This window comes from Chloroflexota bacterium (assembly GCA_016219275.1).
Lineage (GTDB): Bacteria > Chloroflexota > Anaerolineae > UBA4142 > UBA4142 > JACRBM01.
The window spans coordinates 1-13,639 of record JACRBM010000080.1 but is presented as its reverse complement, the minus strand read 5'-3'; the positions used below and the strand labels follow the sequence as shown (position 1 = coordinate 13,639).

Genomic DNA, 13,639 nt, shown 5'->3' with positions numbered 1-13,639 from the left:
TCGTTCATCTCGGCGACTCAGACGTACACGATTTGGTTCGCGCCGCGGCGGAGCGCCGCGCGTTGCGCCTCTTGCGCGATCGCAATCAGGTCGAAGATGGAGGAGCATCCTTCGCGCGGATACGCGGAAACGCCGAGCGACGCGGTCACGCGCACCGATGCTTTGCCGTTGGCGATCTCCAAGCTCGCCAGACCATTGCGTAAACGATCGGCGACGTGCCGCGCGTCCGCGCTCGTCGTCATCAGGAGCAACACGGCGAACGCGTCGTCGTCATAGCGGCAAAGCAGATCAATCGAGCGCACCGTGTTGCGACACGTATGCGCCGCGAGTTTGAGCGCGCGTTCGCCGGATGACGCGCCGTTCGTCGAACGAATTTCCGCCAAGTTATCGAGACTGACATAGATCGCGGTGATCGGTTGATTGTAACGCCACGCGCGGCGAAACTCGCGGTCGGCGAGATCCAAAAACGGCGCGCGTTTGAGCGTATCCGTCATCATATCTGTGGGGAGTTGCTGTTCGTACTCGCCGGCAAGCCGCTCCATTTCAATCGCGAGCGCGCCATACGCCGCGTACAATTCCAGCCACTTGACACGCGTGGGCGCGGCGAAATCCGAGGGCAGATCATACGCCAGCAACACACCGATCGTTTCATCGCGGACGATCAGCGGCGTGCCAATGACGGTGGCATTGCCGTGAGTGGGACTGACTTCGGTGAGTGTACGCCGCGCGTCAGCCACGCGCAATGCGAACGCATCATCCGTCATCGCGTTCGCATCGTACGGTAGGTGGCTCGACTCGGGTGCGCCGAGTACGCGATACACGCGCAGTTGGTCGCCTTCGAGGAGCACGAGCGCGGCGTGATTCGTTTCCATGATTTGCGCGCTGACTTGCAAAAGCACGTCGAGCGTTTCGCCCAAGGGTTTGCCCGCGCGCGTCATGTCTGTGAGCAAGCGCAAGAGCGTAAACGCTGCGCGGTCTATCGCGCGCGCGGTCGGGGTGGTGGACGCATCCACCGAATTGTCCGTCAAATTAGCTTGCGCCATGACAGTTCGATCCGGGACACCGCGCTGTTGGATCGCCTGCGCGAGTGTATTGGCAAATTGATCCCAATCGGTGATGGGTGTCTTGACGACGCAAAAAGCCCCTTGGTTGCCGACTGCGTTCATGTCCTCGTCTTGATTCGAACTGAGCAAAATTATGGGCATGTCCGGGCGGCGGCTTTTGATTTCACGCAGCGCGCGCACGCCGTCTACCAGGCGCAGCGACAAACCCAGGACGATGGCGGCGTACGCGTGTTGCTCGAAACGTTCGAGGACTTCGGACCCATCATGCGCGATCGTAACGGTGTACCCGCGTTCTTGCAACGCGCGGCGCGCCATGACGCACAGCAATGCATCCGAATCGGCAAATAAAACTTGGGCAGGCACAGTAGAATCCATTGCGACGCGATTATACATCAAAAGAAGGTTGTTGACAATCAAAAACGAATGCCGTATGATTTCACCGTATCTTGAGCGTTCAAGGAGGAACGATGCAGGTACTGGCACGCGGGCGCGGCGAACTCATTCAACCGCCCGACTTGGAGGCGTTTCGCGAATGGAATCGCACGCAGAAAACGCGCGCGCTGGTGGACAAACGGATGAGCGAAGCAGACGCGATTCGTCGGTTCGTGACCGATGGTTGCTACATCGGCACCGAGTTGTACGGTTCGGTGCGTTGTCCCATGTCGCTCGTGCGCGAGGTAGTGCGGCAGGGCAAGACGAATTTGCGGGTGTGCGGTCAGGGTGTCTTTGATCTCGATTTGTGGATCGCCGCGGGGCTGGTCAATCAACTTGATTTGACCTACATCGGGATGGAGGTGTACGGCACATCGTCCGCGTTGCGCCGCGCAGTCGAATCGGGACAAATCGCCACATGCGTCGAGTGGTCGAACGGCGCGATTTCGTGGCGAATGAAAGCCGCGGCGATGGGTGTGCCGTTCATCCCGGTGCGCGCGATGCTGGGTTCAGATACGCTCGACGCAAGCGCGGCAGTGGTTACCCATGACCCATTTACCGGCATGAAAGTGTGTTTGCTCCCCGCGTTGATTCTCGATGTCGGTTTGATCCACGTTCATCGCGCGGATTGTTACGGCAACGCGCAAATCGAAGGCATCACCGGCTTTGCCGGCGAAATGGCGCGGGCGTGCAAACGCTTGATCATCAGCGCGGAGGAAATCGTGCCGACGGAAGAGATTCGCAAGTATCCGGATCGTACGCTGATTCCGTTTTACTTGGTGGACGCAGTGGTGCACGCGCCGTTCGGTTCGCATCCCGGCGAGATGGCGTACATGTACGCGCGCGATGAAGTGATTCTCCGCGAGTGGGTGCACGCGAGTGAGACCGCGCCAGGCGCGCGCGCGTACCTCGACAAGTACATTTACAACGTGTCCGACCATCGCGCGTATCTCGATTTGATCGGTGCGGCGCGGTTCGCGGAGTTGGTCGAACAGCGCGAGCGGAGAGAGTGACGGGTGACGAGTGGCGAATAGCAAATAGCGGATGGCGAAGTACGAATTACCAATTACCAATTAAAAATATCCATGTCAGGAGACCCAATGCCAAATGCTGGATACTCCAAAACTGAACTGATGATCTGCGTCGCCGCGCGTTTGTTTCGCGATGCGACGACCGCGTTCATCGGCACGGGTATTCCGATGCTCGCCGCGATGCTGGCAGTGAAAACGCGCGCGCCAAACCTGGTGCCGATCTTTGAGTTTGGCGGCACCGGCGCGATTCTCGAAGCATTGCCGCGCGCGGTCGGCGAAGCGCGCACGTTCCACAAAGCCGCCGCCGCGTCCGGCATCTGCGACATTATGGAGACCGCGCAACGCGGTTTTATTGATTACGGTTTTCTGGGCGGCGCGCAGATTGATCGGTTCGGCAATTTGAATAGCACCGTCATCGGCGCGCACGATCATCCCAAGGCGCGTTTGCCAGGGAGCGGCGGCGCGAACGATGTGGGGAGTTTGTGCTGGCAAACGATCGCGATCATGCAACACGATACGCGGCGATTCGTGCCCAAGGTAGATTTCATCACGACGCCGGGGTATCTCACCGGACCGGGCGCGCGCGAAGCGGCGGGTTTGCCTTGTAACACCGGACCGATCAACGTCGTCTCGACGCTCGCGTTGATGGATTACGAACGCGAATCGCGCCGGATGCGTTTGATCGCGACGCATCCCGGCGTGACGATCAACGATGTGATCGCGAACACCGGATTCGAGTTGCTAGTTGCGGAGCAGGTGGCGATGAACGAGCCGCCGAGCGCGGACGAGTTGCGCTTGTTGCGCGAGGAAATTGACCCAGGACGGTTTTATATTTGAGAAGGCGTAAGGCAAATTTCAAATTTGCCGTACAAAAAACTTTGCTCGTTCGACAAGGCAAGATGGGCGAGGTCCATTTGGACATAGGCGCAACCATTCTCACCGAACGAGCAGCCACATTATAACATTGGAAAAAACTTTGTCAATGCCAAACGAAAACAAATCTCTCGATGCGCGCGAAAATACGCGCGTGACGAACGCCTTCCTGCTCGGCTGGGCGATTTCCGAAACGCTGGGACATCTCCGCAAAGGCGCGCGCCCCACGCCGCCGCGCGCTGCTGTGACGGACGAGTACGCGCCGCGGCTCGACGCGTCCGATGGAAGTATCGAACGCGCGCCCGATGCGTTTGTGTTCGCCGCACAGCGCCTCGCCCAGTTTTATCTCGCGCTCGGTTTCGAAACGCCGGACAAGGCGAGCGAGTTGACGAAAACGATCAATGCGCTCCCGCAGAAAACGCGCAACTGGCTCGACCGCAAAGAAGCCGCGTACTACACTCAACGCGAATTGCGCGACTTGCTCGACGAGTGGAGCAAGCAAGTGTGGGCGCGGCTCGACAGCGTGTCTTCGGCGAGCGCGCAGGCGTTCAACGCTGGGTTGAGTCTCGCAGACACGTACTGGTACATGCGCTTGCCCAAACAACGTCCGAAGAAAACCGTCGCGGAAGAAAGCTGGCAACGTTTACTTTCCAAGTATCGGCTCGATGTTGAGCGAACGCGGCTCAACGCGCTAGAAAAAAATTTGCCGCGTTACGTCGCGCCGGTGATTCGTTGGCATTTGAAATGGTGGAGCGTGGGCACCGCGTTGGTGTATCGCGAAAACATTTTGATGCGCGATAACAAAAATAAAAAATCCGCCGACCTGACCGAGCGCGACGAGGTGAACCTACAAAAGGCATTGGAGCGGCAGGCGCAACACTGGGATGTGCTCTTGTTCGGCTTGCGCGATCCGCGAACGTACTTGACCTCTGCGGATCACTGGTACATCGCGATCATTCGTCGGGTCGGATTATTCATTACGTTGTTCTTCACGGCAATTGCTGCGATTGCCGTCACGGGATTCATCGGAATGTATTTGGGCGGCACCAAGTTGAATTTGGTCGAGTGGTTGTCGGTCATCAACGTGTTGTGGACCGCGTTGCTCGCGATTCCGATTCCACTCATCGTGCGTCAGGTGTTCAACGCGACGCGCGCGGTGCAACAATGGCTCGACGATACGTTCACCGTGTGGTTCATCGCGCGACGAACGCACGTGGCGTGGGATCGGTTTATGCCCAAACCCAAGTCTGCATAACCCAGTTCCCAAAAGCAACCCCCAACCGATTTCGTGTAGTTTAGAGATGCTCCAAGCAGAGGTAGGTAGGTTCTAGGTAGGAAGTAGGTTAGACGAAGATAGGTTGAAATTGACGTTTGCGATCATTACTATACGCAAGTCGGGGTGTTGGACGAGGTAATTGGAGTAAATAACGCCGTGAACTTGGCAAATCCATTAGACATTATCGGGAATAAGACCTCTCTCGCCAAGCCGCCAAGAACGCCAAGTTTTTTCAAGATGATTCTTTGCGTGCTTTGCGTCTTGGCGAGAGGTAAAAGTTGTTTCCGATAAAGTCTATTTGCCACGCGCTGGGAAGCGTGATACAATCGCGAGCAAATTGATCAAGTGCGGGTGTGAGTCTTGACGGACAATCCACTTGGCATGGTTCTAGAATCCCGGCAACTAGAGCACGCGTCGCCACGCGGCAAAGCGAAATGAGCTTTGTGCGTGTGCGGCGCGTTGTGTTTTTTATGAGGTGAAACTGTGGCAACAGATTTGATTGCGGAATTGCATGACTTGATGAAGTTGGCAACATCAGAATTAACTACTGCGACTCCCCCCGTCAAATCCACAGATGGTGCCAAGGTCTATGTGCATGGTGCTGACAAACCGCAGTTTGGTAACTTGGATTGGGGGACATTAGGATTCAAGTCTCCGCCTGAAAACCTTGTTTGGTGGGCTATCACACATCATCATGCCAAGTCGGATGGCTGGGAACGGAATCTATCATTGCCTTGTCCTAATCCCAAAATAACGGAAGAAGATCGGAAGGCGATTTTTTTAATCATCCTGAGTGATCACCTTGCGACGACAGCGGGACGCGCTTTGGGGAAAAGGATTGGTGGCGCAGAGAGGATGACTGTCCATCGTTTGTGGAATCCGCGATTTGCTCAATTAATGCATGGTGATCCGGAGCCAATCAAGGATGCTAATTCGCTTACAGATGCCTTGAATCTGATTCAGTCGAATGATGCAAAGAAACTTTGGGAAACATTTCGTCCGAATATGGAGGTCAAGCCGGAGGACGAGACCATTCCGCGTAATGTTACATCACTATTGTCGCATTCGCAATTGGTTGGTCAGTTCTACCGGATTCTGAAGAAAAATATTACCGTAAAGCATGAGCCGTTGTGGTTGAGTTTGGGCGGCGAGTCGGTTCAAACCACACAGGACGCAGAGCAACGATGGTCGCTCCACTCGCTTCGCGCGACGGTCAAGTTTCACCAGAACCCGGTTCGCCCGGCGGACTTGAACTTGTTTGGTAAATTGGCGAAAGTTTCGGAACAACTTGAAAATCAATTTGGCGATGAACTGTTGTTTCAAACGAGCGATTCGGTGTGGCTTGTTCTTCCATACGTTGCAGAGGACGCCGAGCCCGCTGGTTTGAACAAGAAACTGCGCGACGCGTTCGAGCCGGTATTGAATGAGCATTTATATCTGGAGATCGAGATCAAAACCGCGCCATTGAAACAAGTTGGTGTTTGGCTACCGACGGCGGTGCAACAGGGTTTGACTCGGCGTTTTCAAGTTGGGTTGAAACCCGAATTGGTGCAGGTGCAGAGTCAGATTTCCGACCAGGAGCAAGCGGTCAAGCGATTAGATGAGGCGCGTTTGACATTACGCCGGCAATCTGCTCAAGCAATGGATCGTGTCGAGCATGGCAAGCGAATTTCTGTGGCAGATCGAGAATGGAGTGACGCCAAGAAGAAACTGGTTAACCTGCAGAACACCGAAACAGCCTTGGTTCAGCGGGTTGCGACTCAATCAAGTTCTGATTCAGTTGAACAATTTGCTGGGGAATATGCACACATCTCTTTGTATCCAAAAGATATTGCCGAGTGCTCTGCTTTTCCACCGCCCATCTGTGAGATTTGCCAGATGCGCCAGGCAAAAGAGCGTCCGATGGCAAATACCATTGATTATGTTTGCGATGTGTGTGAAGAGATTCGCACGGGTGGTCTTTACCAGGGAAGCATTGACGATTGGGATCTGGCGCTATGGGTCAAGGTGAATCTGGAAGCACACGCACTCGAAAGTGCCTTGCTCAACCTGTACGCCGATTACGTTGAAGCGAATATCGTAGATGTCAAGATCCGGGAAGAATGTTTGAAGGATGTTCGCATTGCGGCAGTCGCGCGCGATTTCGTCGAAGACTATCGCGCTTTTTTGACGGATTGGAACGCGCGGCTAAATGAAATTGCGCCGCGCTCACGTGATGGTAAACCTGAATTACGCGACTTGGGTATGTCCGACTTGCGCTTGATTCAGTTACGCGACGGGGCGCAGTTGTACCATCTGCTGGAATCATTTCGCGTGCTGTGCCGGTCGCGTTTCCCAGTATGGTTTGAAAAGGATACGATGCCGCCCATTCGTCTGGGAATTAGCATCTCAGATCCCAAGTACCCGTTCTTCCAACATTGGCGGTACATTAGCAAGCCGCCGCAACCGATAAGCGTGCGCGTGGTCGGTAAGCGTCCAATGGAAATTGGTTTGCGCGCGTTTGACTTGTTGGTTGGATTGGACTTGAATGATCGTGACCGTGAAGTTAAACGCGGACGAACGTACCTGCACAAACTCGCGCAAATCGAACAGCGGAGCGCCAGTACGGCATTGGCAACCTTGACATTGTTGAGTGACCGACACGACCGGCGTAAGCTATCGCCGCGGGTGATTGATTCTTTCGCCGACGCGATCGAGCAGGGCGTTTTGCGAATGCGCGATCTGTTGGCGTACGAGCATCTCACTACGTTCGGATTGGAGTGATATGTTTTGGGAATATGAATTAACTTGCGACGCTTTATGTTTGGGTGAGCGCACCAAAAAGGGAACCTACCGCGCAAGTTTGGACAGTTCGATTCCGTACTCGCAAATTACGGGCGCGCTCCGCGCGCGCCGACGTGGCGAAGGACGCGAGTCGGACATTCACGCGGTTGGGCGCATTCAGAAATTTCGGCGCGAGACCAAGATGCGCGGGTTGCGCGATGTGTTCAGCGACACAGCCAAACTCCCATTAGAGATTGAATTCCTTAGCGATGTTCACGCGCGTGTCTATATTCCAACCGATGGCGACGCGGCAGAACTCGAAGCCGATTTGATGCTGGAAATGGGCGCGTATCGTTCACTGGGATTTGGACAATGCCGGTTGAAACGCACCAAGCCGGCGTTAGAGTTCAAGCCCGTTGAAGGTCGGCTGGCGGTGCGCGTACCGGAAAATTCGCGGGTGTTGGAGTTGTTTCAGATCCAAGTCAAAATGCCAATCTTTGGTTATCTCTTTCAACCGGATGCGGCGCACGAAGGCGGCGAGTACGTCCGCGCGCTCTTTGAAGATAGCTGGGTGAGCGCACCGCTACCGTTCCTGAAAGAAACACAGGAGGTGTAAGATGGACCCACTTGAAGAGTGTGCTAAACGCGCGATGGACCCACTTGAAGTTCGTGCTAAACGCGCGATGGACGAGATTGTGATGTATGTGTCTAAAATGCAGGTGCGACGAGATCGTCCGCAACTTGAGGTGACGGGTTTGTTGGATGACGTCGCGACGGTTTTTGAACGCGATGGACCAACGCTTGCTGAAGCGTTTGTTGTCGGCAAGCGTGAAGACAGCACGTACGCGAATCGCCGCGACGATTTGAATTACTTGGTTGAAATTATCGGCGTACTCGAGTGCGAACATTTGCGGCGCGCGCACGGCGGTTTTATTTTGAAAAAACTGAATGCCCTACGCGATTTTTATGGGCGCACAAAGGAGAGCTAAATGCCAACCGAGATTAAACGCAATCAACATTGGGCGATTTACACGGTACGCTTGACGACCAAACAACCGTTGCACATCGGCGCGTTTAAAGACCCGATGTCCGATGTGCATGGTCCGTTCACCACGCTGGGCGGAAAACCGGTGGTGCAGGGTTCCAGTCTCAAAGGCGCGGCGCGCGCAAAACTCGAAGAATATTTGATCTTGAACTATGGCAACCAGCCACCGATGAAACCGTGCATCCCTTCCAGTTTCAACAACCTTTCGGAAGACGAACGCGCCTTGACACGTGGACAAAAATACAAGGGCGCGAATTGCGAGTATCGCAGTAGCGGTCGTCGCGAAGGGCAAGTCGCGGTTTGTCCTACTTGCTACCTTTACGGGACGATGGGGTTAATCGGGTTTGTGCAGACGCCATACCTGGGATTGACGGGCGGTACCGAGATCGAAGAAATTTATCAGAATCGCCGCGACCGTGGAACGGATACGGTCGCGCACGCCGCGAATCGCACGTTGCAGGGCATCCCGCAAGGGTCGGTGTTTGAAGGCGAGATGCGTATTTTGCTCTCGGACACAATTCGCGGTTGGGAATTGGGTAAACCGCGTCCACTACAAGGTAGAGGATATGCGGATGAATGGCTCAGGGGAAATGCCAAGAGTCAAACGGATCTCATCAAAGAGTTTGTGGTCGAACGTTTAGAAGACGTGAAACGGATGGGTGGGCAAATCTCCAAGGGCTTTGGCGATGTTAGCATCAAGGTCACATTGAAAGAAGACAAGTGGGTTTGAGCTGACAAGAGCCGGTGCAAGCAATGCCCGCTTCGAGCGTGCATCAAGGTCACATTGAAAGAAGACAAGTGGGTTTGAGTGTGCTCCTATGCCCACCCGCCTCCTCACTCGCGCGCTGGCGCTCGCCAATTTGCGCGCGGCATACAATCGCATCGCGCAGAACAAGGGCGCGCCGGGCGTAGACGAGATCAGCATTCGGCGTTTTGCGCGTGAGTGGGAAACGCACTTGGTCGAATTGCGCGCAAGCGTGCGCGCGAACACGTACAAGCCGCAGCGTTTGCGCCAGTTCCAAATCCGCAAGCCGAGCGGTGGCACACGCACGATCAGCATCTGCACGGTGCGCGATCGGATTCTGCAACGCGCGGTATTGAACGTGCTCGAAGAAAAACTCGACGCCCAATTTTTGGACTGTGCGTTCGGTTATCGTCCGGGGCGTTCCACCCAGGGCGCGCTGGATGCGGTGTTGCGCGCGCGCGATGACGGATTCCGTTGGGTTCTCGATGGCGACATTGAACAGTTTTTTGAATCGCTCGATCACACCTTGTTGCTCGATTTTTTGCGCGAAGATGTGGACGATGCGCGGATCATCGCACTGATCGAACTGTGGCTCAAGGTCGGGCGGCGCGCGCGCGACCAGGCGGTCGGCACGCCGCTGGGGATGGTCGTCTCGCCGTTGTTGTCAAACGTGTACTTGCATCGGTTTGACCTGGCGTTGACGCGCATGGGGTTGCGCTTGGTGCGGTACGCCGATGATTTTATCATCCTGGGTGAGACGCGCGCGGAGATGGAAGAGGCGCGGCGATTTGCGGCGTGGGCGTTGGGTTATTTGCGCTTAAAGTTGTCACCCGCCAAGACACGCGTGGTTTCGTTCGACGAAGGGTTTGATTATCTTGGTGTGCATTTCTATCGCGACTCGTTCGCGTACCTCAAACAGGGCAAGCGCGTGCACGCCAAAACGCGACCAACGACATGGGATTTTCTGCCGCCGGAATGGTATTGAGGAAAGGATGAAGGATGAGAGCGGAAGGATGAAGAACAACGAGGAACTCGCGGGAACTCGGTGTAGCAGGGACGCAGAAAAATCTATTCAGTTTTTCATCCTTCACGCGAAGCGTTCATCCGTCTGACTTGCGTATGGCAACGTTGTATGTAACCGAGCAGGGCGCGCGCGTCGAAAAAGAATATCACAAGTTGGTCGTCACGAAAGAGGATGCCACGATCATCGCGGTGCCGGCGATCAATGTATCGTCGGTCGTGTTGATCGGCAATGTGGGTGTGACGACGCCGGCGATCGCGTTTTTGCTCGATCAGGGCATCGAACTGGTTTTCCTGACGCCGCAAGGTAAACTGCGCGGACGGTTGATCGGCGCGACGCCGCTCAACATCGCATTGCGACAGACGCAGTATGCCAAGATGAAGGATGCGGCATTCTCGTTGCAAGTGAGCCGCGCGGTGGTGGAGGGCAAGCTGGCGAACTATCGGACGCTGGCGCAACGCTGGGGGCGCGATCACGGTGTGGAGGGTTTGCGGACGGCGGCGGACGCGTTGATTCCGCACCTACGCGCGGCGGCGCGCGCGAACGATCTGGCGGAACTGCGCGGCAATGAGGGCGCGGGTTCCAAGGCATACTTTGGCGCGTTGCGCGCGGTTCTGCGCGGCGATTGGACGTTTGAAAAGCGCGCCCGGCGACCGCCGCCCGATCCGGTGAACGCGCTCTTGAGTCTGGGTTATACGTTGCTTGGCGAAAACATTTTTGCGGCGTTGGAAATTGTCGGGTTGGATCCGTATGCCGGTTTTTTTCACGCGGACGCGTACGGGCGTCCCGCGCTCGCGCTCGATCTGGTGGAAGAGTTTCGCGGCGTCATTGCCGATTTGGTGGCGCTGATGTTGATCAACAAGCGTGTTTTGGAGCAAAAAGATTTTCACGCTGGCGACGATGGCGGGGTGTATTTGAGCGAGCGCGGCTTGAAAAAGTATTTGCGTTATTACACGGCGCGCATTCAAACCGAGGTTCTGCATCCGCACTATCGCCGGCGGTTGACGTACCAAAAGTGTTTTGAGGTGCAGGCGCGGCTTTTGCGCAAGGTGATCGAGGGCGAGTTGCCGGCGTATATTCCGTTTCGCGCGCGGTGACAAGACCGGGAAGGCGCTGGCGCGAAACTCTTTCAGGTCTGAAGGACACGATGACCAAAAAATTTATCGTTGTCGCGTACGATATTTCGGATGACAAGCGGCGCACGCGTTTGCACAAGCGGCTGCTTGATTTTGGGACGCCGGTACAATATAGCGTGTTCGAGTGTTTGCTGGTGGAAAAGGATTTTGCGCGGATGGAACGCGCGGTGCGGCGCGTGATCAAGCCCCGGCTGGACCAGGTGCGCTATTATTTTTTGTGCGAAACGTGTCGGAGCAAAATTGAGACGACCAGCGGCGTGCAAGTGGTGAAAGAAGTGCAGGTCATTGTGGTGTAGGGTTTTGCGAGAATCGGTGGGGGGTAGAGCGCTTGGGGCGATTCTCGCAAAGGGGGGTGAAATGTGATTGAAAAATGAGATTTTTTGACGCAAACCGATTCATTTTGACGCGCAAGCGCGGATGATTTGCGAGAATCCAAGCGTGGTGGGTACGAGTTGCCGATTCTCGCAAAGTGGCGCCGATGTGCCGGGATGGGGTTTTTGCCCCACTGACAGGGCTGGGGAGCGGGCAAATTGCGTTCTGTCTCCCACTCGCTGGGAGAATGCGACTGTCAGAATGAAAACTAAACTCTAACAGAGATTGATACGAGGTTGTGTCCGCGACCGTTGCGGTTCTTGCGTCATGTCAGAATGAAAACTAAACTCTAACAGAGATTGATACATGTTTTACCTCTTCGCACCATCCGCAGGCATCGCTACGCGTCAGAATGAAAACTAAACTCTAACAGAGATTGATACGCATGAAACCATGAGATAGCCACCTCATTGTCGAGCTGGTCAGAATGAAAACTAAACTCTAACAGAGATTGATACAAAGGTATCTCTGTATGTGTACTCAACTTCCCAACTCTTTCCAGTCAGAATGAAAACTAAACTCTAACAGAGATTGATACGTGATGACCACCATTGCAGTCAGAAGGGATAATTTAACGCTCCCAGTCAGAATGAAAACTAAACTCTAACAGAGATTGATACGCACATTCTCAATCTCTGCGATTGCGGACTCTGCCAGTCAGAATGAAAACTAAACTCTAACAGAGATTGATACCTGGGAGATGTCGAGCACGCGGCGATCGCGATCAACGCGATCAAGTCAGAATGAAAACTAAACTCTAACAGAGATTGATACGTGGATCGTTTCCGGTGTGTCTCGACGTTGGACTTCATCGGTCGTCAGAATGAAAACTAAACTCTAACAGAGATTGATACGGAGTTGGCTATGGTGGAATGTCTTTTCGCATTGTCAGGTCAGAATGAAAACTAAACTCTAACAGAGATTGATACGTTGCTTTGCGTCTTGCGGTGCGCTATTCAATGCGATAGTCAGAATGAAAACTAAACTCTAACAGAGATTGATACCTTACTGTCGCCCCATGAGGGAATTCGCCGAGGTTATATTCTGCAAGTCAGAATGAAAACTAAACTCTAACAGAGATTGATACTTATCGGACCAGGTGGTTTCGGTTGCCGCGAGTTCATCGTCAGAATGAAAACTAAACTCTAACAGAGATTGATACTCTGCCAAGCCAAAACGGAAACGCAGTCGAATGATTCGTCAGAATGAAAACTAAACTCTAACAGAGATTGATACTCTGCCAAGCCAAAACGGAAACGCAGTCGAATGATTCGATCCAAGTCAGAATGAAAACTAAACTCTAACAGAGATTGATACCAACAAACATGTCAATCCTCCTCAGACTCACGATCGAGTACTGGTCAGAATGAAAACTAAACTCTAACAGAGATTGATACATGATTCGATCCAACTCACGACGCAATGCTACGTCGAGTTGTCAGAATGAAAACTAAACTCTAACAGAGATTGATACTGGCCGATTGCCGTCCTTGCGGCAGTTCTTGTACCTGTCAGAATGAAAACTAAACTCTAACAGAGATTGATACGCGCCGAATAGTTTTGTTAGATACCGCTCATTCATGTCCTCTCGTCAGAATGAAAACTAAACTCTAACAGAGATTGATACCATTCGCGTGCCTGGCGGAACTGTTCGTTTGTTAAAGTCGCGTCAGAATGAAAACTAAACTCTAACAGAGATTGATACCATCAGTGAGAGAATTGTTACGCAGCCGTATTGGTTTTGGTCAGAATGAAAACTAAACTCTAACAGAGATTGATACCATTTTCGAGTTCAGATTTGCTCGGCGTCGCCCCCTGTGCTAATATGGGGTGGTACAACTCTCCCTGACAATTAACTGTATAATGGGGGCAAGGGAGAGA

Annotated in this window: 11 protein-coding genes and 1 CRISPR repeat array; of the genes, 10 read left to right on the top strand and 1 reads right to left on the bottom strand. The window is 53.9% G+C overall.

What is annotated here, in order from left to right; all coding sequences use genetic code 11:
• Positions 1-17: 17 nt before the first annotated feature.
• Complete coding sequence (locus tag HY868_22040; GenBank protein MBI5304832.1) at positions 18-1,427, bottom strand: diguanylate cyclase; 1,410 nt, start codon at positions 1,425-1,427, stop codon at positions 18-20.
• Between the two features lie 104 nt (positions 1,428-1,531).
• Here HY868_22040 and HY868_22035 point away from each other — a divergent pair, with 104 nt between their 5' ends.
• From HY868_22035 to cas2, 10 genes are all read left to right on the top strand, one after another.
• Positions 1,532-2,509: a CoA transferase subunit A gene (locus tag HY868_22035; protein ID MBI5304831.1), complete on the top strand. Its 978-nt coding sequence runs from the start codon at positions 1,532-1,534 to the stop codon at positions 2,507-2,509.
• 87 nt (positions 2,510-2,596) lie between these two features.
• Entirely contained in the window at positions 2,597-3,364 is a 768-nt protein-coding gene (locus tag HY868_22030) for a 3-oxoacid CoA-transferase (GenBank protein ID MBI5304830.1), read from the top strand.
• A 145-nt stretch (positions 3,365-3,509) separates the two neighbouring features.
• A complete protein-coding gene (locus HY868_22025; GenBank protein ID MBI5304829.1) occupies positions 3,510-4,655 on the top strand; it encodes a hypothetical protein in 1,146 nt (381 codons plus the stop codon).
• Positions 4,656-5,159: 504 nt separating this feature from the next.
• Positions 5,160-7,439 (top strand): hypothetical protein, encoded by a 2,280-nt coding sequence (locus HY868_22020; protein ID MBI5304828.1) that lies wholly within the window; start codon positions 5,160-5,162, stop codon positions 7,437-7,439.
• Between the two features lie 79 nt (positions 7,440-7,518).
• Positions 7,519-8,055, top strand: a complete 537-nt coding sequence (locus tag HY868_22015) for a hypothetical protein (GenBank protein ID MBI5304827.1) — start codon at positions 7,519-7,521, stop codon at positions 8,053-8,055.
• A gap of 1 nt (position 8,056) precedes the next feature.
• A complete protein-coding gene (locus HY868_22010) occupies positions 8,057-8,428 on the top strand; it encodes a hypothetical protein (GenBank protein ID MBI5304826.1) in 372 nt (123 codons plus the stop codon).
• Positions 8,429-9,214: a hypothetical protein gene (locus HY868_22005; GenBank protein ID MBI5304825.1), complete on the top strand. Its 786-nt coding sequence runs from the start codon at positions 8,429-8,431 to the stop codon at positions 9,212-9,214. It abuts the gene before it with no gap.
• A gap of 88 nt (positions 9,215-9,302) precedes the next feature.
• Positions 9,303-10,214, top strand: a complete 912-nt coding sequence (locus tag HY868_22000; GenBank protein MBI5304824.1) for a group II intron reverse transcriptase/maturase — start codon at positions 9,303-9,305, stop codon at positions 10,212-10,214.
• Between the two features lie 134 nt (positions 10,215-10,348).
• The gene (gene cas1, locus HY868_21995; GenBank protein MBI5304823.1) at positions 10,349-11,347 is read left to right on the top strand and encodes a CRISPR-associated endonuclease Cas1; all 999 of its coding nucleotides are present in this window, start codon (positions 10,349-10,351) and stop codon (positions 11,345-11,347) included.
• A gap of 50 nt (positions 11,348-11,397) precedes the next feature.
• Positions 11,398-11,682 carry a CRISPR-associated endonuclease Cas2 gene (gene cas2 / locus HY868_21990; protein ID MBI5304822.1) on the top strand — a complete coding sequence of 95 codons (285 nt, stop codon included), beginning with the start codon at positions 11,398-11,400 and terminating at the stop codon, positions 11,680-11,682.
• Between the two features lie 271 nt (positions 11,683-11,953).
• Positions 11,954-13,539: a CRISPR direct-repeat array (repeat unit 37 nt; unit sequence GTCAGAATGAAAACTAAACTCTAACAGAGATTGATAC).
• Positions 13,540-13,639 lie beyond the last annotated feature (100 nt).